This window comes from Rhizobium sp. BK418 (genome assembly GCF_004341105.1).
Classification (GTDB): Bacteria; Pseudomonadota; Alphaproteobacteria; order Rhizobiales; family Rhizobiaceae; genus Rhizobium.
This window is the reverse complement of the sequence record NZ_SLZK01000002.1, coordinates 662,727-686,797: the sequence shown is the minus strand read 5'-3', so window position 1 is coordinate 686,797 and position 24,071 is coordinate 662,727. Positions and strand designations below refer to the sequence as shown.

24 protein-coding genes and 1 pseudogene are annotated in these 24,071 nt (G+C 60.1%); 11 read left to right on the top strand and 14 right to left on the bottom strand.

Annotated features, from left to right (window positions below; translation table 11 throughout):
* Position 1 precedes the first annotated feature (1 nt).
* The 5 genes from EV281_RS09380 to EV281_RS09360 all read left to right on the top strand — a co-directional run bounded on the left by EV281_RS09380 (position 2) and on the right by EV281_RS09360 (position 4,597).
* A complete protein-coding gene (locus tag EV281_RS09380; RefSeq protein WP_132652814.1) occupies positions 2–784 on the top strand; it encodes an ATP-binding cassette domain-containing protein in 783 nt (260 codons plus the stop codon).
* On the top strand, positions 781–1,413 hold the full coding sequence (locus EV281_RS09375; RefSeq protein ID WP_132652813.1) for a nucleoside triphosphate hydrolase: 633 nt from the start codon (positions 781–783) through the stop codon (positions 1,411–1,413). The genes EV281_RS09380 and EV281_RS09375 overlap by 4 nt, the downstream gene beginning before the upstream one ends.
* A 63-nt stretch (positions 1,414–1,476) precedes the next feature.
* Complete coding sequence (gene pyrC, locus EV281_RS09370) at positions 1,477–2,517, top strand: dihydroorotase (protein ID WP_132652812.1); 1,041 nt, start codon at positions 1,477–1,479, stop codon at positions 2,515–2,517.
* Positions 2,518–2,695: 178 nt separating this feature from the next.
* On the top strand, positions 2,696–3,874 hold the full coding sequence (locus EV281_RS09365) for a GGDEF domain-containing protein (protein WP_132652811.1): 1,179 nt from the start codon (positions 2,696–2,698) through the stop codon (positions 3,872–3,874).
* Between the two features lie 186 nt (positions 3,875–4,060).
* Positions 4,061–4,597 (top strand): glyoxalase superfamily protein, encoded by a 537-nt coding sequence (locus EV281_RS09360; protein ID WP_132652810.1) that lies wholly within the window; start codon positions 4,061–4,063, stop codon positions 4,595–4,597.
* 1 nt (position 4,598) lies between these two features.
* Here EV281_RS09360 and EV281_RS09355 read toward each other — a convergent pair whose 3' ends face one another.
* The 3 genes from EV281_RS09355 to EV281_RS09345 form a co-directional block, all read right to left on the bottom strand.
* On the bottom strand, positions 4,599–5,240 hold the full coding sequence (locus EV281_RS09355) for a glutathione S-transferase family protein (RefSeq protein ID WP_132652809.1): 642 nt from the start codon (positions 5,238–5,240) through the stop codon (positions 4,599–4,601).
* A 96-nt stretch (positions 5,241–5,336) separates the two neighbouring features.
* The gene (locus EV281_RS09350) at positions 5,337–5,819 is read right to left on the bottom strand and encodes an anthrone oxygenase family protein (RefSeq protein WP_132652808.1); all 483 of its coding nucleotides are present in this window, start codon (positions 5,817–5,819) and stop codon (positions 5,337–5,339) included.
* 2 nt (positions 5,820–5,821) lie between these two features.
* Complete coding sequence (locus EV281_RS09345) at positions 5,822–6,646, bottom strand: NmrA family NAD(P)-binding protein (RefSeq protein WP_132652807.1); 825 nt, start codon at positions 6,644–6,646, stop codon at positions 5,822–5,824.
* A 102-nt stretch (positions 6,647–6,748) separates the two neighbouring features.
* Between EV281_RS09345 and EV281_RS09340 the strand changes: the two genes are divergently transcribed.
* From EV281_RS09340 to EV281_RS09330, 3 genes are all read left to right on the top strand, one after another.
* Positions 6,749–7,402, top strand: coding sequence for a TetR/AcrR family transcriptional regulator (locus tag EV281_RS09340; protein ID WP_132652806.1), 654 nt, complete (start codon positions 6,749–6,751; stop codon positions 7,400–7,402).
* A 75-nt stretch (positions 7,403–7,477) separates the two neighbouring features.
* Positions 7,478–8,173 (top strand): orotate phosphoribosyltransferase, encoded by a 696-nt coding sequence (locus tag EV281_RS09335; protein ID WP_132652805.1) that lies wholly within the window; start codon positions 7,478–7,480, stop codon positions 8,171–8,173.
* Positions 8,174–8,234: 61 nt separating this feature from the next.
* Positions 8,235–9,161: a carbohydrate kinase gene (locus tag EV281_RS09330; RefSeq protein ID WP_132652804.1), complete on the top strand. Its 927-nt coding sequence runs from the start codon at positions 8,235–8,237 to the stop codon at positions 9,159–9,161.
* A 3-nt stretch (positions 9,162–9,164) separates the two neighbouring features.
* Here EV281_RS09330 and EV281_RS09325 read toward each other — a convergent pair whose 3' ends face one another.
* The 3 genes from EV281_RS09325 to EV281_RS09315 all read right to left on the bottom strand — a co-directional run bounded on the left by EV281_RS09325 (position 9,165) and on the right by EV281_RS09315 (position 13,553).
* Positions 9,165–9,968, bottom strand: a complete 804-nt coding sequence (locus EV281_RS09325; RefSeq protein ID WP_132652803.1) for an alpha/beta hydrolase — start codon at positions 9,966–9,968, stop codon at positions 9,165–9,167.
* A 118-nt stretch (positions 9,969–10,086) separates the two neighbouring features.
* Entirely contained in the window at positions 10,087–11,712 is a 1,626-nt protein-coding gene (gene pgi, locus EV281_RS09320; RefSeq protein ID WP_132652802.1) for a glucose-6-phosphate isomerase, read from the bottom strand.
* A gap of 140 nt (positions 11,713–11,852) precedes the next feature.
* Entirely contained in the window at positions 11,853–13,553 is a 1,701-nt protein-coding gene (locus tag EV281_RS09315; protein ID WP_132652801.1) for a long-chain fatty acid--CoA ligase, read from the bottom strand.
* Positions 13,554–13,802: 249 nt separating this feature from the next.
* On the opposite strand from EV281_RS09315, the gene EV281_RS09310 reads away from it, so the two are divergent.
* On the top strand, positions 13,803–14,195 hold the full coding sequence (locus EV281_RS09310) for a PRC-barrel domain-containing protein (protein WP_132652800.1): 393 nt from the start codon (positions 13,803–13,805) through the stop codon (positions 14,193–14,195).
* Positions 14,196–14,244: 49 nt separating this feature from the next.
* On the opposite strand, the gene EV281_RS09305 is transcribed toward EV281_RS09310, so the two are convergent.
* From EV281_RS09305 to EV281_RS09275, 7 genes are all read right to left on the bottom strand, one after another.
* Positions 14,245–16,695 (bottom strand): glycoside hydrolase family 2 protein, encoded by a 2,451-nt coding sequence (locus EV281_RS09305; protein ID WP_132652799.1) that lies wholly within the window; start codon positions 16,693–16,695, stop codon positions 14,245–14,247.
* A gap of 15 nt (positions 16,696–16,710) precedes the next feature.
* Complete coding sequence (locus EV281_RS09300; protein WP_132652798.1) at positions 16,711–17,106, bottom strand: VOC family protein; 396 nt, start codon at positions 17,104–17,106, stop codon at positions 16,711–16,713.
* 148 nt (positions 17,107–17,254) lie between these two features.
* Positions 17,255–18,004 (bottom strand): ABC transporter permease, encoded by a 750-nt coding sequence (locus tag EV281_RS09295; protein ID WP_132652797.1) that lies wholly within the window; start codon positions 18,002–18,004, stop codon positions 17,255–17,257.
* A complete protein-coding gene (locus EV281_RS09290) occupies positions 18,001–18,945 on the bottom strand; it encodes an ABC transporter ATP-binding protein (RefSeq protein ID WP_132652796.1) in 945 nt (314 codons plus the stop codon). The genes EV281_RS09295 and EV281_RS09290 overlap by 4 nt, the downstream gene beginning before the upstream one ends.
* Positions 18,942–20,108: an ABC transporter permease gene (locus EV281_RS09285; protein WP_132652795.1), complete on the bottom strand. Its 1,167-nt coding sequence runs from the start codon at positions 20,106–20,108 to the stop codon at positions 18,942–18,944. The genes EV281_RS09290 and EV281_RS09285 overlap by 4 nt, the downstream gene beginning before the upstream one ends.
* A gap of 160 nt (positions 20,109–20,268) precedes the next feature.
* Entirely contained in the window at positions 20,269–21,177 is a 909-nt protein-coding gene (locus EV281_RS09280) for an ABC transporter substrate-binding protein (protein WP_132652794.1), read from the bottom strand.
* Positions 21,178–21,377: 200 nt separating this feature from the next.
* Positions 21,378–21,566, bottom strand: coding sequence for an acetyltransferase (locus EV281_RS09275; protein WP_245508243.1), 189 nt, complete (start codon positions 21,564–21,566; stop codon positions 21,378–21,380).
* 46 nt (positions 21,567–21,612) lie between these two features.
* Here EV281_RS09275 and EV281_RS09270 point away from each other — a divergent pair, with 46 nt between their 5' ends.
* Positions 21,613–22,863 carry a LysR family transcriptional regulator gene (locus EV281_RS09270; RefSeq protein WP_132652792.1) on the top strand — a complete coding sequence of 417 codons (1,251 nt, stop codon included), beginning with the start codon at positions 21,613–21,615 and terminating at the stop codon, positions 22,861–22,863.
* Positions 22,864–22,876: 13 nt separating this feature from the next.
* On the opposite strand, the gene EV281_RS09265 is transcribed toward EV281_RS09270, so the two are convergent.
* Positions 22,877–23,743 carry an alpha/beta hydrolase gene (locus EV281_RS09265; protein ID WP_132653222.1) on the bottom strand — a complete coding sequence of 289 codons (867 nt, stop codon included), beginning with the start codon at positions 23,741–23,743 and terminating at the stop codon, positions 22,877–22,879.
* A gap of 88 nt (positions 23,744–23,831) precedes the next feature.
* Between EV281_RS09265 and EV281_RS09260 the strand changes: the two are divergent.
* Positions 23,832–23,960 (top strand): annotated as a pseudogene (locus EV281_RS09260) (arginase family protein); the annotation flags it as partial.
* Positions 23,961–24,071: the final 111 nt, after the last annotated feature.

Here is a 24,071-nt window from a genome sequence, read left to right as displayed (position 1 = left end):
CATGGCTGTCGAACCCATTCTCACTGCTCGGGGCCTCGTCAAGCGTTACGGACGCGTGACCGCGCTCGACAATGCCGATTTCGACCTCTATCCGGGCGAAATCCTTGCCGTCATCGGCGACAACGGCGCCGGCAAATCCTCGCTCATCAAGGCAATATCGGGCGCGATCACGCCCGATGAGGGGATGATCACTCTGGAAGGCCAGCAAGTGCAATTCAGATCGCCGATGGAAGCGCGCGAAGCGGGCATCGAGACTGTCTATCAGAACCTTGCGCTTTCGCCGGCACTGTCGATCGCCGACAACATGTTCCTCGGCCGCGAGATCCGCAAACCAGGTCCGCTCGGCTCCTGGTTTCGCATGCTCGACCGGCCGGCGATGGAAAAGCAGGCGCGTAACAAGCTGTCGGAACTCGGCCTGATGACCATCCAGAACATCAACCAGGCGGTGGAAACTCTATCGGGCGGTCAGCGCCAAGGCGTCGCCGTTGCCCGTGCGGCAGCATTCGGCTCAAAGGTCATCATCATGGATGAGCCGACCGCAGCTCTCGGCGTCAAGGAAAGCCGCCGCGTGCTGGAACTTATCCTCGATGTGCGCGCCCGCGGCATCCCGATTGTGCTCATTTCGCACAACATGCCGCATGTCTTCGAGGTGGCCGATCGCATCCATATCCACCGCCTTGGGCGCCGCTTGACGGTCATCAATCCCAAGGAATACACAATGTCCGACGCCGTCGCCTTCATGACCGGCGCCAAAGCAGCCCCTGCGGAGCCCGTTGCTGCATGAGTGCAAGAATTGACGACATTGTCGGCGAGGTTTTGGACCGCGCCGGCAATTCCAGCCGCTTTCTGATCGCGATCGCCGGCCCGCCCGGCGCCGGCAAATCCACTATGGCTGAGAATGTCGTGAGCGCCCTGAAGGCGATGGGCGAGAGCGCAGCCGTCTTGCCCATGGACGGCTTCCATATGGACAATGCGGTTCTCATCGAGCGCGGTCTGCTGGCCCGCAAGGGCATTCCGGAAACGTTCGACGTGCGCGGCTTTCTCGATATCATCAAGGCTGTGCGCCTCGCTGATCAGGAAGTCCTTGTTCCCGTCTTCGATCGTGCACGCGAGCTTGCCATCGCCTCGGCCCGGCCGATCGATCCCCAAGACCGCTTCATCGTCATCGAAGGTAATTATCTGCTTTTCACACAGGGAAAATGGGCCGAGCTCGACGGCATCTTCGATTACACGATCATGCTCGCCCCACCTATGGAAGTGCTGGAAGAGCGTCTCTGGGATCGTTGGCGCGGCTATAAGCTGACCGAGGAAGAAGCGAGCGCCAAGGTCTATGGCAACGACCTGCCGAACGGCCGCCTGATTCTCGAAAACCGCCGTCCTGCCGATATGACATTGGAAATTGCGCTGGCCTGAACAGTTGTTTCCAGGCCGGTCTTGGTGCTATCGAGGCGCAATCGCATAGCTTCGGAGGCTCCCATGCAATCGATCACCATCCGCCGTCCTGACGACTGGCATCTGCATCTGCGCGACGGGGCCATGCTGGAAGGCGTGATCGGTGATACGAGCCGCACCTTCGCACGCGCTATCATCATGCCGAACCTCGTGCCACCGGTCGTCACGACATCCGATGCCGCGGCCTACCGCGAACGCATCATGAAGGCGCTTCCATCAGGTCATCGCTTCCAGCCGCTGATGACGCTTTATCTCACGGAGCATACGAGCGCCGACGATGTAGAAGAGGGCAAGAAGAGTGGGCTCGTCACCGCCGTAAAGCTCTATCCGGCCGGTGCCACGACAAATTCGCATGGCGGTGTGCGCAACATGGAAAAGGCGATGCCGGTGCTGGAGCGCATGGCGAAGATCGGCCTGCCGCTCTGTGTCCATGGCGAGGTGACGACGCCGGATGTCGATATCTTCGATCGCGAGGCTGTTTTCATCGAGACGGTGCTCGACCCGTTGCGCAAGCGCCTGCCGGAATTGAAGGTGACGATGGAACATGTCACGACGGCTGACGGCATCGATTACATCAAATCGGCCAAGGCCAATCTCGCCGGCTCCATCACGACGCATCACCTGATCATCAACCGCAATGCCATCCTCGTCGGCGGCATTCGCCCGCATTATTACTGCCTGCCCGTTGCCAAGCGCGAGAACCACAGGCTGGCGCTGCGCGCCGCCGCCACAAGCGGCGACGCCAGGTTCTTCCTTGGTACGGACTCGGCTCCGCATGTCGATCCGCTGAAGGAATGCGCCTGCGGCTGCGCGGGAATCTATACTTCGATCAATACGATGAGCTGCCTTGCCCATGTCTTCGAACAGGAGGGCGCGCTCGACAGGCTGGAGGCCTTCGTCTCCCTGAATGGCCCGGTCTGGTATGGGCTGGAGCCGAATGAGGAGCGCATCACGCTGGAGCGACAGGCCGAGCCCGTGGTCTTCCCCGCCAAGATCGAAACCGGCGCCGGTCCGGTCACTGTCTTCGATCCCATGTTCCCACTGCATTGGCAGGTCAGAACCTGAGAACGGCAATACAAGCTTAAATATTCTCTTCTTATAGTTGTGGCGTAATGTTGAATTTGTAACATTACGCTGCGCAATGCATGACTTTTTAACAGAATGCATAAGACATTCCTTAGCAGTGACGCGATAGATTTTTAGAATGTTATCGGCGCGGCAGTAGCCGCGGGGATTCAAAAGCATGATGCTTGACTATAATTTATTGCTGCTGGCGCTTGGCGTTTCCGCTACCTGCCTTGCCGTAACGCTCATGGGAAGCTGGCTCGCGCGCCGGGCCGAAACCGTTCTTCTCACGGGCACATTCGGCCTCGTTCTCGTCGTCGTCGGCATTTTCGTCTATGGCTTTTATGTGGAACGGCCCGGGCCTGTCCTCGGCACCGGCAACTTCGTGCTGTTCCATGCCGGCTTCGCCATCATCTGGGGTGCAGGCTACCAGTTCCGCACGAACAGGCTACCGATATCAGGCATCGTCATTCGCGCACTCATCGCCATGGCTGTCACTATCCCACCAATGATCGCCGGATTGAATGGCCTCGCCTTCATGGCCGATAACCTCGCCATTGCCTTCCTGCTCTTTGCCACTGCCCGGCAATATTGGCTCGGTCGCGCGGAAGCACCCGCACCCATTTCCGGCATCACCGCGCTCTATACGTTGACCGCGATTTCCTTCGTGCTTTGTGCTTCGGTTTTGATCTGGGACGGCAAGCTGGTGCTGGACGCCGCTCCCAACAACTGGGCGGAAAATCTCAGCCTTGCCATGTGCATCGCCGGCATGACTGGCATCGGTGCCCTGTCGCTGGCGCTGCATCAATGGCGGCTTGCTGCCCGTCACCGCATAGACGCGATAACCGACCCGCTGACCGGTCTGCTCAATCGCCGCGCCCTGTTCGATCGGTACGGCACCCGGACCATGGGCGTCTCCACCGCCGTCATCGTCTTCGACATCGACCATTTCAAATCGGTCAACGACCGCTATGGTCATGCCGCCGGTGATCACGTCCTTAGAGTGTTTGCGAGTGAACTCTCCGCCAATTGCCGCAACGGCGATACGGCCGCTCGCCTCGGTGGTGAGGAATTTACACTGGTGTTGAAGGAGATCATGCCCGGCCGCGCCGAACTGGTCGCCGAGCGCATCCGCAAGGCCTTCGAGGATCGAGACATCTATATCGACGATGAGGTGCTGAAATGCACCGTCAGTGTCGGCGTCGCCCCCGGCCGTTCCAAGCCGCTGGATTTCGACGCCATGCTCGGCGAGGCGGACAAGGCGCTCTATGCCGCCAAACGCGCCGGCCGCAATCGCGTCGAACTCGCCAGCCATCTGCATTCGGTACCATCGGGTGCCGCGCGATCGGCCTCTTGATCCCCACATTTGTCTTTCGTAAGCTGTCAATAGGCCGGATGCAGCCAGCCGCTCCGCGATGCGCAAGCATTATGGTGAATGCATCCATATCCACCTTCACATCCTTGCTTCTGGCAATCGATGGCGAACGGGTCAGCAGACGCGGGCACTGATCTTCCTGTTTGCCGCCAACGGAAGGATGAACTCATGCGCGATTTTCGCGATGCCAAGCTTATGGCCAAGACTTTACGGCAGGCGCTTGCCGACCGCGGCATTTCCCTCACCCATAGCGAAACACTCGAAATCGTCGCCCGACAATTCGGCTTCACGCAGTGGAACATTCTTTCTGCAAAACTGGATGAGGCCGAAGGCGTCAAATCTCCTGTGGGGATAGAACCGCCTGTGCCGATCTTCCGCATTTTTTCGGTGGAGAAAGCCATGGAATTCTATTGTGGCTTCCTGGGCTTTACACTGGATTGGGAGCATCGTTTCGGCGAGAATTTCCCGCTTTATTGCCAAGTCTCCCGCGAGAACATGCAGTTGCACCTGAGCGAGCATTCGGGGGATGCCAGCCCCGGTGCCAAGGCCTTCGTCCGTGTCGCCAATGTGCGGGCTTATCACGCCGAACTCGCCGGCAAGGACTACCGCTACATGAAGCCCGGCGTAGAGGAAGCGCCCTGGGGGCTGGAAATGACCGTCATCGACCCCTTCAGCAATCGCATCGCTTTCTGCGAGCAGACCTAGTCTAAAGCTCCGTGCGGGCACCGGAATGCGGGTCGAGGCTATAGGGATACACCGGATAGTCAGGACCGATGGCGTCGAGAACGCGGCCACACCAGGCGGCGAACGCGGGATAGGCGGTGAGAGAAAAGCCGCAATCCTCGGCCCGATGGCTATAGGCGTAGACGGCAATGTCCGCGATGGTCAGCTCTTCGCCGACAAGAAACGGGTTGTCGGCGAGGCCGCGTTCGATTGCGGCGAGAGCACGGGTTGCAGCTTCGCGTTTCCCCGCGACCATGCTCTGATTACGCTCCAGCCGTCCCGTCAGCGTCCAGAAACGCAGCGAGCCGATGACCGGCTCGACATGATATTGTTCGAAGAACAACCACTGCATGGCCTTGGCGTGCAGGTAGCGGTCCGATGGCAGAAAACGTGTGCCCTCGGCGAGATAAGTGAGGATTGCATTGGATTCGGCAATTGCACGCCCATCGTCGAGCTCGAGAACCGGAATGGCGCCGACCGGATTGAGCTTCAGGAAAGCCTCGGTACGGCTCTCGCCCTCGAAGATCGAGACATCGCGGCTGCTGTAGGGCATTTCGAGCAGGCCAAGCAAAACCCTGACTTTCCAGCCATTCTGCGACGGCAGATAATCATGAAGCGTGAACATGGCGATCCTTTCGCTGCAACTGGTCGACATTCGCATGCCGGCTCGAAACCAGCCACCCGATTCCTGCGAACGCCGCGTCGTTCGGCAAACAATCATTCAGACGATCATCAGGGCACGGACGAAGGCGACGGAGGCGAACAGCGAGGCGATCGTCCTCACATGGTTCCACCAGGTCCAGTCCCGGAGATAGGTCGTCCAGAGCGCAACCGCTTCCGGCTCGCTGCCGCTCACCTTCTCCAGCGCATCGTTCATTGGCACGTTAAAGATGATGGTGGAGAGGAAGGGCGCGACGATATAGAGCGCCGCTCCGCTTAACATCAGCGAGGAGGCGCCGCCGCGCCAATTCAGGACGGCCAGCACAGCAATGACGATGCAGAGGATCGCGGTGGGCACGAAGAGCAGCATGAAGGGCGAGCGCACGATCGTCACGTTGATGGAATTCATCGCCGCAATACCCTGCTCGGCCGGAATGCGCGAGAAAGCAGTCATGATGAAGGTCGAGAAGGCAAAAAAGATGCCGGCCACAAGGCCGCTGCCAATGGCGGCGGCAACGAGACATAGGACAAGAGCGATCTGCATGGTCATGCCCTCCATATTCCGGTTGCTGCGGTCTTCCGCGCATAGTCAGTGAAATCACGCGCCGGGTGGCCGAGAATATCGGTAACGCCGCCCATAACTTCCGAATTGCGGCCGTCGAGCACCTGGCCGAAAAGTTCCTCCAGAAGCGCGATGACTGGCCCAGGCGTTCCCACTGCCGAAAGTCCTGCTGCAAAATCCGCCATCGATACTTGCTCGTAGTCGATCGGACGCCCCGAGGCGGCGGCGATTTCGGCGACGGCTTCGCGGAAGGTGAGGGCGCGGGGACCGGTCAACTCATAGAGCCTGTTGCGGTGCCTGATATCAGTCAGTGCCGCCAGCGCTGCATCGGCAATATCGCCGGCATCGATGAAAGGCTCCCTGACATCGCCCGCCGGAAGCTCCAGTCTGCCGGCAACGAGCGGCTCGAGAAAAGCGCCTTCGCTGAAATTCTGGCAGAACCACGAGGCGCGCAGGATCGTGTAGTCGATCCCGGATGCTTTCAATGCTTCCTCACTGCGCCGCGCTCCCTCTTCGCCGCGGCCGGAAAGCAGCACGATATGCTGCAGCCCGCACTCCAGCGCGATCCTGCAAAGTTCTCCGATGGCTTCAGCGGCCCAGGAAACGGAGAGGTCCGGCTGGAACGCAACGTAGGCGCTCGTTGCGCCCTTCAATGCGCTGCGCCAGGTCGAGCGATCCTCCCAGTCGAAGGCTGGTGACGTGGAGCGGGACGCCTTGCGCACCGCAAGTCCAAGCTCCTCCAGCTTAGCGGCAATGCGCCCGCCGGTTTTTCCTGATCCGCCGATCAATACGATTTCGGAATTCTGCATGTCGAAACTCCTCCTCGGTTTGCAAATAAGAGAAACTCTCTCATTTGCAAAATGAGATAGTTTCTCTTATTTTCTTTGTCAACAGTTGAGAGGGCAGCACCGATGGCAGAAGGAATGATCGCAAGGCGCAAGCGTCAGCAGGAGCCGACCGGTCAGCCACGCCGTATCCCGACCCAGCAGCGTGGACGTGAACGCTTCGAGAAAATCCTGGCGGTCGCCTCGGAGCTCATCGAAAAGAATGGCAGCGATGCGCTGAAAATGAGCGAAATTGTTGAAAGGGCTGATCTTTCCTTTGGTGCTCTCTACCAATATTTCCCGGACAAGACCTCGATCATCCGCACGCTCGCCGAACGTTTCAACGAGGAGGGTCGTCAGTGCGTGGCCGCCGAACTGGCCAAGGTGACGAATGCTGACAATCTGCGCACTGCGCTCTGTGTCATCGCGGATGAATATTACGCCTTCTTCCGCCGCGAACCCGTCATGCGCGATATCTGGCATGCGACCCACACCGACAAGCTTCTTCAAGAGGTCGATGCCGAAGACATGGAATTCCATGCCCAGGCCCTTCTTTCAGTGCTACAACAGCTGTGGCCCAAGCGGACCAAGGTGGAGCTTCTGGCCATTTCCCGGCTGACAATGCAGCTTCTCGCTGCCGCTGTCCGTTACGCGGTTTCGCTGGAAGAGGCAGAGGGTGCGCAGGCAATCGCGCTCTTCAAGAAGATGCAGGTTGCGGATATCGGCCGTCTGCTGGGCTGACGGCCCTGTTCTGTCTGGAAACCGGCCGCTCTTGCTGCTATTGCCGCTGGAACGTCAGCCGAAGGAGAGAGCCGCATGATCCAGACCACATTTCCCGACCGCGCCACTATGGCAGAGCTGCTGGCAAAGATGCTCTGGGAGATCAAGGCGGTGCATTTCAACGCCGAGACGCCCTATAAATATGCCTCCGGCATCATGAGCCCTGTCTACATCGACTGCCGCAAGCTTCTCTCCTTCCCGCGCATCCGCTCGACCGTGATCGATTTTGCCGCCAGCACACTTTTGCGCGACGCCGGTTTTGAGCAGTTCGACTGCATCGCCGGCGGCGAGACCGCCGGCATTCCCTTCGCCGCACTGCTCGCCGATCGCCTCGGCCTGCCGATGATCTATGTCCGCAAGAAGCCCAAGGGCCATGGCCGCAATGCGCAGATAGAAGGTGACATGAAGGAAGGCGCCCGCGTTCTCGTCATCGAGGATCTGACGACCGCCGGCGGCAGCATGTTCACGTTCATCGATGCCGTCAGAGCCGCCGGCGGCATCGTCGATCACGGCATTGCGCTTTTCTTCTACGGCATCTTCCCAGAGGCACATCAGCGTTTTGCCAATGGCAAGGTCCAGTTCCACCATATCGCCACCTGGCGCGAAGTTCTGGCGATCGCCAAGCAGCAGAAGCTCTTCGACGACAGGACGCTGCAGGAAGTCGAGGCGTTCCTCGATGCGCCGCTTGCCTGGTCGGCGAGAAATGGTGGCGTGAGTGAGCTTTCGCTCTAGCCTTTTGACAAAAGCTCGCTTAATCGATTGAAGAACGCGCAAGTCCGTTGGGAGGAATTCGATGATTTTGTGCTGCGGCGAAGCTCTGATCGACATGCTGCCGAGAGATACGACTCTGGGCGAAAAGGGCTTTGCACCCTATGCCGGCGGCGCGATCTTCAATACGGCGATCGCCCTTGGCCGCCTGGGTATCCCGACCGCTTTCTTCACCGGCATCGCCGATGACATGATGGGCGAAATCCTGCTCGATACGCTGAAGGCCAGCAATGTCGATTACAGCCCTTGCGCCATCACGCCGCGCCCCTCGACGATCGCCTTCGTCAAGCTCGTCAATGGCCACGCGACCTATGCCTTCTATGATGAGGGCACCGCTGGCCGCATGATCACCACAGATGATCTGCCAACCCTCGGTGATGACTGCGAAGCCCTGCATTTCGGCGCGATCAGCCTCATCCCCAGCCCCTGCGGCGAAACCTACGAGGCGCTCCTCGATCGCGAAGCGGCCACGCGCGTCATCTCGCTCGATCCGAACATCCGCCCGGGCTTCATCAAGGATAAGGCCGCGCATATGGCCCGTATCAAGCGCATGGCCGCCAAGTCCGACATCGTGAAATTCTCTGACGAGGATCTCGAATGGTTCGGCCTGGAAGGCGACCATGACGCGCTCGCCGCCCACTGGCTGAACCACGGCGCCAAGCTCGTGGTCATCACCAAGGGTGCCGAAGGCGCGACCGGCTATACGAGCGCGCGCAAGGTTACCGTGCCGAGCGAACGGGTCACGGTCGTCGATACCGTCGGCGCTGGCGACACGTTCGATGCCGGCGTCCTCGCCTCGCTGAAGATGGACAATCTGCTGACCAAGGCGCAGGTTGCCAATCTCGATGAACAGGCCCTGCGCAATGCTCTGGCTCTTGGCGCCAAGGCCGCGGCAGTCACCGTCTCCCGCGCGGGCGCAAATCCGCCCTGGGCACGCGAAATCGGCCTTTGAGCCTCATTCGATCCGGTCGAGAAAGGCCCGGACCTCGCAATTGAAGAGGTCCGGCTGCTGTAGCGGCGCGAAATGGCTGACACCGGGCAGCAGCACGAATTCCGCGTCCGGGATCGTCCTTGCCAGATAATCGGCATGGTCCGGCTTGATGAATTCGTCATGCTCGCCGAGCACGATCGAGACCGGCACCTCGATGCCGGCCAGCTGCTCGGCCGTATAATTCGGCTCCGTCGCCATCATTTTCGAGACGTCGCCGACGAAAGCCTCGAACTGGTCAGGTGTCGCCGATAGCGCCTGGTAATCCTTCCGGTGACGGCTGAAGCAGCGGTCGATGACGGGCGTCGCTTTAAATTCCTTCGTGCCGCTGGGATCCATATTGCAGGCGAAGAAGAACACGCCGCAAACCCGATCCGGATGCTGATCGGCGAGAATCAGCGACGTGCAGGCGCCATCGCTCCAGCCGACGAAGGCCGCCTCTTCGATCCCGGCATGATCCATGACGGCCAGCACGTCGGAAGCCATCAGGTGATAGGTGTAGGGGCGCTCGTTACGCGTGCTGCGGCCATGCCCGCGGCTGTCGACCACGATGACCCGATGCCCGGCCGCGACGAGATCGGGCACCTGATAGCCCCAGTTGCCGCTATTGCCGAGCCCGCCATGCAGCAGGATGACCGCTGGGCCAGCGCCATAACTCGCATACCAGATGCGCGCGCCTTTGTTCTCGACGAAACCCTCCTCGTTTGCGGGGGGCAATGGCAGTGCGCCCTCGGCTTCGAATTTCACCAGCTCGTGATCCATGGCAGTCATCGCCTCCTCCGTTGTCATTCTCCCTATAGACGACGAGATGCGCTGCATTTCGACAGGGTCAAACAAAGAAGCCCACCCGCGCGGCGGATGGGCTTCGATAGCGGCGCAATCGCCGGGATTACTTGGCGAGCTTTGCCAGTGCAGCAACGAGCCCCTGTGTCGAAGAGTCGTGACCTGCAGCGCTTTCCTTGCCTTCGACGACCGGCAGAAGGCCGGTCGCCAGCTCCTTGCCGAGCTCCACGCCCCACTGGTCGAAGGAGTTGATGCGGAAGAGTACGCCTTCGACGAAGACGCGGTGCTCATAGAGCGCGATCAGGCGGCCGAGCGCGTAAGGCGTCAGCTTGTCATAGACGAAGGTGATCGACGGGCGGTTACCGTTGAAGACGCGGTGCGGGGCGATGAAATCGGCCTTCTTGTCGTCCATGCCCTTGTCGGTCAGCTGCTTCTTGGCTTCCGCGAAGGTGCGGCCCTTCATGAGGGCCTCCGACTGGGCGAGGACGTTCGACATCAGAAGCTGATGCTGGTGGCGCAGCTCCGGCTCGAAACCGTTCGCGGCGATCATGAACTCGGCCGGGATGATGCTCGTGCCCTGATGGATAAGCTGGAAGAAGGCGTGCTGGCCATTGGTGCCGGGCTCGCCCCAGACCACCGGGCCGGAATTGTTTTCGACGGGCGTGCCGTCGATGGTCACGCCCTTGCCGTTCGATTCCATGTCGAGCTGCTGCAGATAGGCCGGGAAGCGCGACAGGCGCTGGTCATAGGGCAGCACGGCGCGCGTCGGATAACCCAGCACGTTGCGGTGATAGAAGCCGATCAGGCCGAGCAGCATAGGCAGATTTTCGGTGATCGGCGCCTGACGGAAATGATTGTCGAGCGCGTGTGCGCCATCGAGGAACTTGCCGAAATTAACCGGGCCAACAGCGATCATCAGCGGCAGGCCGATGGCCGACCAGATCGAGTAGCGGCCGCCGACCCAATCCCAGAAGCCGAAGACGCGTTCGCTTTCGATGCCGAAAGCTGCGACCTTGTCTAGCGCTGTGGACACTGCGGCGAAGTGGTGCTGAACGGCAGCTTCGCCGAGAGCGCTGGCGATGAATTTACGCGCCGTCTGCGCATTGGTCATCGTCTCGACGGTCGTAAACGTCTTGGAGGCGACGATGAACAGCGTCGTCTCCGGCTGCACCAGCTTCAGCGTGTCGCCGATATGAGCGCCGTCGATATTGGAGACGAAATGGGCACGCGGGCCGTCATGAAACGGGGCGAGCGCCAGCGTCGCCATAGCCGGGCCGAGATCCGAACCGCCGATGCCGATATTGACGACATCGGTGATCTTCTTGCCGGTAGCGCCCTTCAGCTCGCCGGAGCGGATGCCGTCGGCAAACTTGCCCATGGCGGCAAGCACGGCGTTCACGTCGGGCATGACATCCTTGCCGTCGACCAGAACAGGCGTGTTGGAGCGGTTGCGCAGCGCCGTATGCAGCACGGCGCGGTCTTCTGTGAAGTTGATCGCCTTGCCGGAGAACATCTCCTCGCGCTTCTTCTCGACGCCGCCTTCTTCGGCGAGCTTCACCAGAAGCTTCAGGATCTCGTCGTTCACGGCCGTCTTGGAATAATCCATCAGCAGGTCGTCAAGCGATACGGAAAAGTGAGAGAAGCGCTGCGGATCGGCTGCAAATGCGGCGCGCAGATCGGTGGCCTTTGTGGCAACAGCGATGCTCTTCAGTTGTTCGACGATGGCATTCATGGAAGGCTCCTTTGGAGGCGGAGAGGGCTGCGGAAACTATTCCCTTTCTCCGGTTCAAATCAAGTTCAGCCATCTGTCGAAATATGAAAAAAGCCACCCGCGACAAGCGGATGGCTCTCAATTTCACGAGACCGTTAAATTCAGCCACGCAGGTCCTTGCGCAGGATCTTGCCGACTGGCGTCTTCGGCAGCTCGGCTCGGAATTCGATGAAGCGCGGCCGCTTGTAATTGGTGAGATTGGCCATGCAATGGGCCTTCACCTCGGCCTCGGTGAGATCAGGATCCTTGCGCACGATGAAGAGCTTCACCGCTTCGCCGGAATGCCTGTCCGGCACGCCGATCGCGGCGGCTTCGAGGACGCCTGGATGCATGGCGGCCACTTCCTCGATCTCGTTCGGATAGACGTTGAAGCCGGAGACAAGGATCATGTCCTTCTTTCGGTCGACGATCTTGGTGTAACCGCGCTCGTCCATGAAGCCCATGTCGCCGCTGCGGAAATAGCCGTCCGGCGTCATCACCTGCGCCGTTTCCTCCGGCTTGTTCCAGTAGCCGGTCATCACCTGCGGCCCACGGATGCAGATCTCGCCGATCTCGCCAAGCGGCAGAGAATTGCCGGCCTCGTCGCGGATGTCGAGTTCCGTCGAGGGAATGGGAAGTCCGATCGAGCCAGTGAATTCGGGAGAATCGAAGCGGTTGGCGGTGGCGACGGGAGAGGTCTCCGAAAGTCCGTAACCCTCGGTGATATGCGAGCCGGTCACCTTCAACCAGCGTTCCGCCACCGGTCTCTGTACGGCCATGCCGCCGCCGAGCGACATGACGAGCGATGAGAAATCGAGCTTGGCGAAATCGGCATTGTTGAGCAGCGCATTGAATAGCGTGTTGAGGCCGGGGAAGATATGAATATCGGACTTCTGGAATTCCTTCACAAGCCCCGGAATATCGCGCGGGTTGGCGATCAGCACATTATGGGCGCCGAGCGACATGCCCATCAGCGAATTCACCGTCAGCGCGAAGATGTGATAGAGCGGCAGCGCGCAAAGAAAGTTCAGCACATCAGGCTGCTTCTTCTTGTCGAAGGCGGATTTCAGCCAGAGCTGCAGCTGCAGCTTGTTGGCAAGCAGGTTCTGGTGTGTGAGCACCGCACCCTTGGCAATTCCAGTCGTACCTCCAGTATATTGCAGGAAGGCGATGTCGCTCCCGGAGAGCGCGACAGGCGCCAGCGTCTTCTTCGCGCCCTCGGCAAGCACCTGGCGGAAGCTTTTATGGTCCGGAATGGACCAGGATGGCACCAGCTTCTTTTTCCGGCGGACGATGAAGTTGACGATATGCCCCTTGAGTCCGAGCATTTCGCCGAGAGAGGTGACGACGACATGGCGCAGGTCCGTCTTGTTGATCACCTGCTCGACGGTGCGCGCGAAGTTTTCGAGAACGAAAATGGCCTTGGCGCCGGAATCGTTGAGCTGGTGTTCGAGCTCGCGCGGCGTATAGAGCGGGTTGACGTTCACCACGATCAGCCCGGCGCGCAGGATGCCATAGACTGCGACGGGGTTCTGAAGCACGTTCGGCATCATAACAGCGACACGGTCGCCCTTCTGCAGGCCGACGCTCTGCAGCCAGGCAGCCACTTTGCGGGTTTGCGCCTCGAGCTCGCGATAGGTCATTGCCTTGCCCATGCTGGAAAAGGCTTTGCGACCGGCAAAACGTGCACAATTCTTTTCCAGAAGGTCGGGAAGCGATGTGAATTCCAGCGGGGGAATCTGGGCCGGAACGACGTCCGGATAGGTAGCAAGCCATGGTTTTTCCGGTTTCGCACCGCTTGGGTGGGCGGAAATGCTGTTCATTTTCTCTCTCCCATTCGGCCGCCGAAACCGGATTTATCCGGTCTGAATCGGAAGATTCCTCCATCCTCCGTCAAAGGCAGCTTATGCCATTGCTTGAACGGTTCAAGCAACTTGAGGCTACAATAACCTTGACGTAAACGTCAATATCCCGAGGGCACACGGGGCAGCCTGCAACAGGGAACTTTGAAGCGTAGGACACGTTTGATTGGTGTGGATGAACCCACGAGGAAACAACAAAGGAGGTGCACAATGTTGAATGAGGATACCGACGCCACCCGCCGTGACCCGAATGTAAAGGATACGCCGACGCTGATTGCCAGCGACCGCGTGGAAGGCACCCGCGTCTATGGCGCCGATGGCAAACACATCGGTTCCATCGAGCGCCTCATCCTCGGGAAGCAGGACGGCCGTGTGGCTTATGCCGTTCTGAGCTTTGGCGGCTTCCTCGGCATCGGCCATGACCACTATCCGCTGCCATGGGCAAAGCTGACCTACGATACCCAGCTGGACGGCTACCGCATCGATCTCACGAAGGAGCAGATCGAAGGCGCGCCGAGCTACGCGGATGATGACGACACCTGGTACAACGACAACGGTCGCCGCGTTTATGACTACTACGGCGTGCCACCCTACTGGATGTAACGTTATCCGCGAGAACGAGCCGGCAGAGGCCCCGCCAGAGCGGGGCCTTTCAGTTTGCGTTCAAGAGATCATTGGCGGAGCGCAGTACGGTTCCAACAACGATCTCCTCGGCCGACAGCTGTTTCTCGGTCACTAGGCGGAAGACATGGCTCTCGCCGGGGAGCAGGGTTACCAGCATGGAATCGACCACCGCCGCAGGATCGAGCCGATCCGCCATCAGACAGAGGTCTTTCAGAAAAACCTTGGCGCTTACCGTGACCTCGTAGCCCCCAGTCGATCTTGCCAACGCAATATCGATCTCTGGTTCCGGGAGCTTAAGATCGACATCCTCGACGAAGTAATGGAAGGCGCGTTTGTCAAGCATCTGCACGACGATGACTTCCTCATTCACCGAACCGGCTTTCGCAACATCATCGGGCAAAGGAAATTCCCTCGCCTCGAACCGATCGCAGAGCAGCCGCCAGAATTCGAACTCCGCCAGCACAGTGCCATCAAGCCGCATGCGCTTGCCGCTGATCTTCGAGCGCCAGAACAGCGTCTGCTCGTTGACGGCGACCGCCGAAAGGCCATTTCTGCGCGGCTGGATCGTCAGCAGGCGAGGGTGGAAGGCCTGCTGCATCGCATACCAGAGCGGTTTGCGCCGTCCGGCCGAATCGAGAGCTGCCCATGATGTGACCGGCCAGCAATCGTTGAACTGCCAGACGACCGCGCCCTTGCAGATATCGCGATGCGAACGCATGTGCTCGACGGCAAAGCGGATGGCGCGGGCCTGATTGAGTTGCGTGGCGAAATGCCAGTCATCCATCGTCTGCGGCACGGGCAGATGCCCGGCAAGCCCTTTGACGAGCTTGTCATTGCCCTGGGTCGCCTTCTGATGATGAAAAACCCCACGCGATTCCGGCGTCAGCGGCTCGTCATGCACGCTCTCCTGGAGCGTTGCCCATGTGGGCGGCGCCTGCCAGCCGAATTCCGAGCAGAAGCGTGGAATGTAATTGCGATAAACCTCGTAACCGACGTCGTTCCAGACGTCCCAGATATGTTTGCAACCGTGCCGATCGTCATTCGGCTCGATCTCCATGGAGCCCGAATAGGGGCTGCCGGGATAATAGGGCCGGTCGGGGTCGAGCTCGGCGCAGAGCTTTGGCAGGACATCGAGATAATAGCCGAGCCCCCAGCTCACGCCGTCCTTGATGATCGGCCGCCAGCCCCATTCGTCGAAGCCCCAGATATTCTCGTTATTGCCGTTCCAAATGATCAATGACGCATGCGGCATCAGCCGCACGACATTGTCCCGCACCTCGGCAACGACCTCGCTCCGCAGCGGCTCTTCTTCCGGGTAGGAGGCGCAGGCGAAGAGAAAATCCTGCCAGACGAGCATGCCGGCCCGGTCGCAAGCCTCGTAGAATTCGTCCCGCTCGAAGATCCCGCCGCCCCAGACGCGCAGCAGGTTGATATTGGCGGCCTTGGCTTCCTCGATCCGCGCCGCATAGCGCTCCGCCGTTACGCGCGAGGGAAAGCAGTCATCCGGTATCCAGTTGGCGCCACAGGCAAAGATCGGTACGTCATTGATGACGAAGGTGAAGGCCGAGCCATGCGCATCCGGCGACGTATCGAGCCGCAGCGACCTGAAACCGATTTTCTTCGCATAGGTGTCGAGTACGTTGCCGCTCTCGTCTTCCAGCCGGATCTCCAGCGGATAAAGCGGCTGCGCGCCGAGATGATGCGGCCACCAGAGCTGCGGCGAGGGCACGCGGACTTCGAACGAAACCTCCTCCGCATCCGCCTCGACCATGAGCGTCTGCGTGACGCCGCCGATCTCGGCGGTGATCTTCGCCGGCCCGGCATCGCCATGCCTCGCCAGCCGCATATGCACCTTGACGAGCCCGTCGCCACCGGCAAGTGCTCCCGAGACTCGCGTTTCAGCAAGCCGCGCGCGATCCCAGCTTTCCAGCCGCACCGGCTTCCAGAGCCCCGCGGTCACCAGCGTCGGACCCCAGTCCCAACCGAAATTGCAGGCCATCTTGCGCATCAGGTTACCCGGACCCGGATAGTTGTTGGGACGGTAACCGTAGTGTTTCTCCATTTCGGCGCCATAGGCATAGGCGGAATGGAAGGTGACGCTGAGCTCGTTCTCACCATGCCGCAGCAGCGACGAGACATCGAAGCGATAGGTGCGGTGCATGTTGAAAGTGCGGCCGATCTCCTCGCCGTTCAGCCAGATCGTCGCAATCGTGTCGATCCCGTCGAAGACCAGTTCCTGCACTTTGCCGGCGTCAGGCTCGGCCTCGAAATTCAGCCGGTAGGCCCATTCCGTCCTGCCGATCCAGTCATTTGTGATCTCGTTGATATCGAGATAGGGATCGGGGATCAGCCGGTTCGCCAGCAGATCGAGATGCACGCAGCCGGGCACCGTGGCCGGAATGGTCTTTGACAGAGCGCCTCTTCCTGTATCGTTACAGGAAAGCGTCCAGCCGTTATGAAGCTCTCTCCTCCCAATCATGACAAGCCTCTTATCTTATTGGAAACGACCGTGGCGCTGCAGCACTTCGATCTTGTAGCCGTCGGGATCGGTGATGAAGAAGAACAGCCCAAAGAGCTTGCCGTCGCGGTTGAGTTCCACGAGCTTGCCGGGATTGAGGCCGAGATCCGTCAACCGCTTGTGCTCGACCTGCACTTCCTGGACAGAAACGGCGAGATGTCCGTAAGCGTCGCCGAGATTATAGGGCTCGATGCGGCCCTTGTTGACTGTCAGCTCCAACTCGAAGCCGGTCTCGTCATTGCTTAGGTAGATCAGCGTGAAGGTCTCGAAATCGACGCGGTCGGCAACCTTGAGTCCAAAGACCTTGCTGTAGAAATCGACCGAGCGCGCCTCGTCCAGCACGCGGATCATGGAATGGATCATCTTGGCCAAGGCGGTCTCCCATCGCTGATATCCAAAGCAATTCCAGCAAAATGTGCAGCGGCTTTGCATCCGGAATTGCGTAAAAACAAGCAGATAGAGCACTTTCGTGATTCGAAGAAAACGAAGGTGCGCTCTATCTGCCTTGGTAGCCGCCCTCTCAAGCGGGACGCAAGCCCATTCTGCGGGTAATCGCGCCTTCGAGCAGGCCGACGACATCATAGATCAGCACCGCCATGAGGCCGACGATCAAACCGCCCTGCAGGATGAAAGCCGTATTGTCGGAGATGAGGCCGGCAATGATCACCTCGCCGAGGCCCTTTGCCGCAACGGTCGAGCCGATCGTCGCCGTGCCGATATTGATGACGGTCGCGACTTTCAGCCCTTCGAGGATCAGCGGCAGTGCCAGCGGCAGTTCGACCTTGAAGAGGCGCTGCGTGCCGTTCATGCCCATGCCGTCGGCGGCGTCCAGCACCTGCGGCGATACCTGCTTGAGGCCCGCGACCGTATTCTCGAAGATCGGCAGCAACCCGTAGAGGAAGAGCGCGATCAGCGTCGGCGTGGCGCCAAAACCGGTGGCGGGGACGGCGAGCGCCAGAACTGCGACCGGCGGAAAGGTCTGACCGGCATTGGCAATCGCCCGCGACAGCGGCAGGAAATCCGCTCCGCTCGGACGCGTGACGAAAATGCCGCCGAGCACAGCCAGCACTGCGCTACCGATGATGGAGACGAAAACCAGCTCCAGATGCCCGAGCGCCAGCGAAGCAAGGCTGTTTTGCGTATAGACCGGCGGCGCATTGTTGTTGGTGAGCGGCACCAGCATGAAGGAGAGCCACTCCGTCCTGAAGATCAGGATAAGCAGCACCACCAGTGCCAGCGCGCGAAAGAGGTTGGCGACGATGAATCTCATGCCTTGCGGCCCAATTCGAGGAGCCGCTCCATGGTGATCGAACCCACCGGCGCCTTGTTCGCATCCTGTACGGCCGCCTCGTCGACGCCCTGCCAGATCATTTCGGCAAGCGCGTCGCGCAAGCTGAGCGACTGTGCCAGCGAATAGGGCAGGCCGGGTTTGGCAGGCTGCATGCTGTCCTTCAGCGGCGTCAGCGACATCAGCTTCAGCGCCCGATCGGATGTGCCGGTGAGTTGTTGCACAAAGGGATCGGCAGGCTCCGTCAGGATCTTTTCCGGCGTCGAGCATTGCAGCATCCTGCCGCCGCTCATGACGGCGATCTGGTTGCCGAGATGGAAGGCCTCGTCCATGTCATGCGTGACGAGGACAACAGTCGTGCCGAACTGTTTCTGGATCGCCAGCAGATCGTCCTGCGCCTTTCCGCGGATGACGGGATCGAGCGCGCCAAAAGGCTCGTCCATCAAGAGGAGTTCCGGCTCGGCCGCCAGCGCCCGGGCAACGCCGACGCGCTGCTGCTGGCCACCGGAAAGCTGATGCGGATATTTTTCCGCGAACGTCGCCGGGTCGAGATTGAAGAGGCCGAGCAGTTCGGTGACGCGCTTGTCGGTACGATCAGCATCCCAACCGAGCAGCTGCGGCACGGTGGCGATATTCTGTGCGACCGTCCGGTGCGGAAACAGGCCGTGTCCCTGGATGGCATAGCCGATCTTGCGACGAAGCTCAGTCGCCGGCACGTCCATAATGTTCTGTCCGCCGACGAAGATCTGACCCTCGGTGATCGGTACCAGCCGGTTGATCATCCGCATGAGCGTCGATTTGCCGGAGCCCGACGTGCCCACGATCACGGTGATCGAGCCCTTCTCGACATTGACAGAGACATTGTCGACGACAGTGGCCGAGCCGTAGCGCTTGGTGACATTCCTGATCTCGATCATGCTCATGTGGCTGGCCCCTGGATGCTTTCGATGACCGCATCGAGGATGACGGCCGAGGAGAAGGCGAAGAAAACGGTCGGCACGGCGCCGAGCAGGACGAGGTCCATGGCCGTCTGGCCAAGCCCCTGGAAGATGAAAATGCCGAAGCCGCCGCCGCCGATCAGCGCGGCGATCGTCACCATGCCGATCGCCTGCACGAGCACGATGCGGATGCCCGTGAGGATGACCGGAAAGGCAAGCGGCAGATCGATACCGGTCAAGATCTGCCGGCGCGTCAGCCCCATGCCGGCGGCAGCGTCGCGCACGGATGGATCGACACCTTCAAGGCCGACGACCGTATTGGCGACGATCGGCAGCAGCGAATAGAGCACCAGCGCAATCAGCGCCGGCGCCGTGCCGATGCCGCGAATGCCGATATCGGCGGCAAGCGGCACATGCGCGGCAAGGTAGCCGAGCGGCAGCATCAATATGCCGAAGAGCGCCAGGCTCGGAATAGTCTGAATGAGGCTCAGCGTCTGCAGCACGACTGCACGCAGTTTGGGCACCCAGAAACAGAGGATGCCGAGCGGCAACCCGAGCACGATGGCAATCGCAAGCGAGCCGAACGCCAGAAGCAGATGGGAATAGGCCTCGGTCCAGAACTGCGCCGAACGCGTGGAAAATTCCCTGAGGATCGACAGGCTGTCGAGCAGGCCCGATGAAAGGCAGATGCCGAGCAGGGCGGTATAGGCGACAAGGGTCAGGACGCGCATCCAGGGCGTCAGCCGGATCTTCGCCAGCGCATCGGAGATGATGAGGCCGATGACCCCGAAGAGCACCCAGAAACTGCCGCCGGGCGTCATGCGCGCCACGGTGCTGCCGGGCGGTGTCGCAGCCGTTGCCACGAGCCCGATCGCCAAAATCAAGGCGGCGAGACAGAGTGTGCCGAGCCCGAGACGGACAAGAGCGCTGCGCAGGAAAAGCGTTGTCAATGCGGTGGCAACCAAAAGCACCAGCAGGATGATCACGGAAGTCTGGGGGATGAGCTGCGTCAGCAGCATCGGCTTGCCGGCGGCGATACGGTTCGCCTTCACATAGATGAAAGGCAGAAGAGCCGTCGCCGCAATGCCGCCTGCCACGAGTACCACGCCGAGCCGGTCCAGCTTGCGGACCGCTAAGGTTTCTTCCATCGATCCAACCCTGTCCGCAACAGGCCCCGCCCGAATCCCGGGCGGAGCACGACAGCGCCGCGTGCCTTTTCAGACGGGCAAAGGGCGCTGTAGCACTTATAAACGCTGCATAATTTTATCCGCAAATCGATCCCGATTTAAGGAATTAGGCAGTAGGCAATTACTTCAGGAAGCCCTTTTCCTTCAGATAGCTTTCGGCAACCGACTTCGCCGGCTCGCCATCGACCTGGATCTTGGCGTTGAGCTTGCGCAGCTCGTCTGCCGTCAGGCTCTGGAAGATCGGAGCGAGGATTTCCTGGATCTTGGGATTGGCCTGCAGCACCGCTTCACGGATGATCGGGGTCGGTGCATAGACCTGCTGCACGCTCTTGTCGTCTTCGAGAACCGTCAGCTGGGCCGCTTCGATCGCGCCGTCCGTGCCGTAGACCATGGCGGTATTGACGCCGTTGGTCTGGTCGGCGGCCGCCTTGATCGTTGCGGCCGTATCGCCGCCCGAAAGCACGACTTCCTGATCCGGCTTCAGGGTGAAGCCATAGGTGGTCTGGAAGGCGGGCAGGGCGCCGGCGGAGTTGACGAATTCGGCGGATGCCGCAAGCTTGACAGCACCGCCGCCCGAAACCCACTTGCCGAAGTCGGACATGGTCTTGAGCTTGTTCGGACCGGCAACGTCGCTGCGCACGGCCAGCGCCCATGTATTGTTGGCCGGCGACGGTGTCAGCCAGACGATCTTGTTGGCGTCATAGTCGAGTTTCTTGGCCATCTGATAGCCCTGGTCGAGGTTCTTCCAGGCAGCATCATCGGCCTTGTTGAAGAAGAAGCCGGCATTGCCGGTATATTCCGGATAGATGTCGATTTCGCCTGCGGTAATCGCCTTGCGCACGACCGGCGTGGCACCGAGCGCGATACGGTCCTGCGTCTTGATGCCGTTGGCTTCCAGGGCGAGAGCGATGACATTGCCGAGCAGCGTGCCTTCGGTGTCGATCTTCGACGAAACGACGACGTCTGCGGCGTGGGCCGCGCCGACCGCAAAAGCGGAAAGCGAGACGGCAAGTGCGAATTTCCTAAGCATGATTATCCCCTTGGTTGAACACCGTTAAACGTCGCGAAAGCCCCGGATGCGAAGCCTGCGCGCATGAAACCCTGGCCGGCAGGCTGGCTCTCAGGCCATCATGCCGGAAATACGTGCGTCATGGAAATAGTGTGCATCCTCGAAAATTCGATGCCCGAAAATCGAAGCAGCCCCCTCCAGTATTCGCTGTCGCGGCGCGATTATGGCGGCGAATGCAAAACCGTTCGCGGAATTGCATTTCCTTTTCCAAGGCCGGCGCGATTTGTTTTTGTCCCCTTGCGTGTTTCCACGATGTTCCGGTTGCTTATTTTCGGTTCTGCCGCCGACCGGACTTCTTGTTTAGGTGAACGATAGCCTGCACCCTTGTGAGCAGGGATATCTTTTTTCACGAACACGTCATATCCTCCGCCTTTTCAGTAGTTTCCGGAGAAAGCCGTGCATCTCGGCGCCCTTTTCATCGCAAGCCATGTCCTGTCCTCCGGCTCCATGCGCGAGACGGCGCGCCGCTTCGACATCTCCGTGTCGACCGTGTCTGCGGCGATCGACAATCTGGAAACGGAGCTTGCCCTGAAACTTGCCGAACGTTCTTCGGGCGAGCTGGTCATCCTGCTCGCCGGCGGCAGGGCTCTGGAGGGATTGACGCCGATCCTAACCGCAATTGAGCAGCTCGGCGGCAGGCTTGGCCATCGCGAACCGGAAGCTTACGGTCAGTGGGCCGCCCGCATTCCCGTCAAGCTCGTCACCATCGAGCGCTATCTGGAAGTTGCCGATCAGGGCAGCATCAACAGAGCAGCCCGTCGTCTTCGCCTTGGTCAGCCGCAGCTTTCGTTGCAGATTGCCAATCTTGAGAAATTCTTCGGCGCCCGCCTCTTCGAGCGCCAGGCTCAGGGCTCGGCGCTGACGGAGGAGGGCCGTCTTGCCTATACAGTGTTTTCGACGATCAGCCTCGCCTGGAACGAGTTGAAATCCGCCGCGGACGAACGTTATCAGCGCACAGCGCGTTCGCTGCGCATCGGCGCCATCATTCCCACGGGCGCGGAAAGCTGGGTCGCGCGCTGCCTCGGCAGCCTCGTTGCGGAGTGGAATGCCGGGCGCAACAAGAACGCCCTGTCGCTCGTCTCGATGACCGCTGACGATTTGCGCGAGGCCTTGAAATCCGGGCGCATCGATGTGGCAATCCTCGATTCCGTCTTCGGCCTGGACAGCTTCCGGCATCGTGAATTGCTGCGCACGGATATGGTGGCGATCGCCCCGCCCGACAGCACGGAAGCCACCGCCGCCGAGCTTGTCGCCAGTCATCCCATCTGCACGCCGAGCCCGCGGACCGGCATCGGCCATGCCGCCATGGCTTTCGGTTATGACCGCACCCTGCATCGCCGCCTCCGCGACCGGGACATCACCGCGGCGGATTCGCTTCCTGTGATCGTCGATCTCGTCGCCAATCACGGCTACGTCTCCTTCCTCGGCCGCGTCAGTGCCATGCCGATCGCCGATCGGGTACGCATTGTCGAACTCGCCGAACCGATGCCCATGTCCTACCACGTGGCCTTCAACCATCGGAAAGCCGCGGCTGACGCTTGCGACCTGCTGATTGCGACGGCGGCAAAAATTGTTCCCATGCCTGTCGAGCAAAGTCCCGCCCTCACGGGAAGCGGACAGGCAGCTTTTGGCGATAAAAACAGATAACTGCCGTTGCCGGTTAGGACTCGATCCGTTCGAGAAATGATCGCATAAGCGAAATAACCTCATCGAGGTTGGTTTCAAGCAGCCAATGGCCGCCATCCAGGAGATGCAATTCGGCATCTGGCAGGTCGCGCAGATAGGCTCGCGCTGACTCTTCGGGCATGTAGTGATCTTGCGGCCCCCACACGATCAATGTCGGCGGCTTGTACTGCTGAAGATATCGGCGGTGCTCAGGAAACCATCGGCGGTTCGCCTTGAGGTCAAACAGAATGTCTGCGGCGGCGTCCTTTCGCCGCTCGGTCACCAGCGACCAGTGCAATTGCCAAAGGTCCGGCGCGATGAATCCAACCAAATCTGCACGGACATCATTTAAGAACTCGTCGCGGAAGTTTTCTTCCGTAACAGCCTTTCTCATCGCCGCACGCATCTCTTGATCGGGCAGCGACCAGAATTTCTCGATATCGGCGTACTTCGGGCCAAGCGCATCTTCGTAAGGTATGTCACCGTTCTGAATGATCTGAGCCACAACCCTTTCAGGCCGCATGATCGCCAGCCTAACCCCGACCGGCGAGCCGAAATCGTGAAGGTAGATCACGAAGCGCTCGATCTTCAGCTGCGTCACGAACTGGTCGAGCCACATGGCATAACCGTCGAAGCTGTAGTCGAAGTCATCGGGTGTACCGCTATAGCCGAACCCGGGATAGTCAGGAGCGATCAGCCGCCATTTGTCGGCTAGTCTCGGCATCAGATTGCGAAATTCATAGGATGAACAGGGATAGCCGTGCGGCAGGAGAACGACAGGCGCACGTTCTGGTCCTGCCTCTCGGTAGAAAGTGTCCACCGGTCCGATCTGAACCCTGCAATGTCTGACGCGCGTGTCCATGTGTTCGCCTCCTTCGTAGATAAAGCGCTTTTCAGGGTCAGGGTTCCAAGGCATCTGCACAGTGCGTGGTGGTTAGATGACGGGCGGCCTGCCCGTACGCGCGATGCGCATCGAGCCCGCCGCGCGCGAAGCGGTCGATCACCTGACGCGAGAGGAGCTGGATGGCTTCTTCATCCACGTCGATGCCGACTGCATCGACGATGTCATCATGCCGGCGCTCGGAACGGCAGCGCCATGAACACGGCATAACGTCTACGTTCCAGCGAAGGGAGCGCGCTCTGAACGGTCGAGATGAGGTCGAGAGCCGCCGTTATTACGATGCATTGGT

What these genes read in the sequence shown, in the direction of transcription:
- EV281_RS09380 (WP_132652814.1), top strand. Translation starts at nt 2, where the DNA reads ATGGCTGTCGAACCCATTCTCACTGCTCGGGGCCTCGTCAAGCGTTAC.
- EV281_RS09375 (WP_132652813.1), top strand. Translation starts at nt 781, where the DNA reads ATGAGTGCAAGAATTGACGACATTGTCGGCGAGGTTTTGGACCGCGCC.
- pyrC (WP_132652812.1), top strand. Translation starts at nt 1,477, where the DNA reads ATGCAATCGATCACCATCCGCCGTCCTGACGACTGGCATCTGCATCTG.
- EV281_RS09365 (WP_132652811.1), top strand. Translation starts at nt 2,696, where the DNA reads ATGATGCTTGACTATAATTTATTGCTGCTGGCGCTTGGCGTTTCCGCT.
- EV281_RS09360 (WP_132652810.1), top strand. Translation starts at nt 4,061, where the DNA reads ATGCGCGATTTTCGCGATGCCAAGCTTATGGCCAAGACTTTACGGCAG.
- EV281_RS09355 (WP_132652809.1), bottom strand. Translation starts at nt 5,240, where the DNA reads ATGTTCACGCTTCATGATTATCTGCCGTCGCAGAATGGCTGGAAAGTC.
- EV281_RS09350 (WP_132652808.1), bottom strand. Translation starts at nt 5,819, where the DNA reads ATGCAGATCGCTCTTGTCCTATGTCTCGTTGCCGCCGCCATTGGCAGC.
- EV281_RS09345 (WP_132652807.1), bottom strand. Translation starts at nt 6,646, where the DNA reads ATGCAGAATTCCGAAATCGTATTGATCGGCGGATCAGGAAAAACCGGC.
- EV281_RS09340 (WP_132652806.1), top strand. Translation starts at nt 6,749, where the DNA reads ATGGCAGAAGGAATGATCGCAAGGCGCAAGCGTCAGCAGGAGCCGACC.
- EV281_RS09335 (WP_132652805.1), top strand. Translation starts at nt 7,478, where the DNA reads ATGATCCAGACCACATTTCCCGACCGCGCCACTATGGCAGAGCTGCTG.
- EV281_RS09330 (WP_132652804.1), top strand. Translation starts at nt 8,235, where the DNA reads ATGATTTTGTGCTGCGGCGAAGCTCTGATCGACATGCTGCCGAGAGAT.
- EV281_RS09325 (WP_132652803.1), bottom strand. Translation starts at nt 9,968, where the DNA reads ATGACTGCCATGGATCACGAGCTGGTGAAATTCGAAGCCGAGGGCGCA.
- pgi (WP_132652802.1), bottom strand. Translation starts at nt 11,712, where the DNA reads ATGAATGCCATCGTCGAACAACTGAAGAGCATCGCTGTTGCCACAAAG.
- EV281_RS09315 (WP_132652801.1), bottom strand. Translation starts at nt 13,553, where the DNA reads ATGAACAGCATTTCCGCCCACCCAAGCGGTGCGAAACCGGAAAAACCA.
- EV281_RS09310 (WP_132652800.1), top strand. Translation starts at nt 13,803, where the DNA reads ATGTTGAATGAGGATACCGACGCCACCCGCCGTGACCCGAATGTAAAG.
- EV281_RS09305 (WP_132652799.1), bottom strand. Translation starts at nt 16,695, where the DNA reads ATGATTGGGAGGAGAGAGCTTCATAACGGCTGGACGCTTTCCTGTAAC.
- EV281_RS09295 (WP_132652797.1), bottom strand. Translation starts at nt 18,004, where the DNA reads ATGAGATTCATCGTCGCCAACCTCTTTCGCGCGCTGGCACTGGTGGTG.
- EV281_RS09290 (WP_132652796.1), bottom strand. Translation starts at nt 18,945, where the DNA reads ATGAGCATGATCGAGATCAGGAATGTCACCAAGCGCTACGGCTCGGCC.
- EV281_RS09285 (WP_132652795.1), bottom strand. Translation starts at nt 20,108, where the DNA reads ATGGAAGAAACCTTAGCGGTCCGCAAGCTGGACCGGCTCGGCGTGGTA.
- EV281_RS09280 (WP_132652794.1), bottom strand. Translation starts at nt 21,177, where the DNA reads ATGCTTAGGAAATTCGCACTTGCCGTCTCGCTTTCCGCTTTTGCGGTC.
- EV281_RS09265 (WP_132653222.1), bottom strand. Translation starts at nt 23,743, where the DNA reads ATGGACACGCGCGTCAGACATTGCAGGGTTCAGATCGGACCGGTGGAC.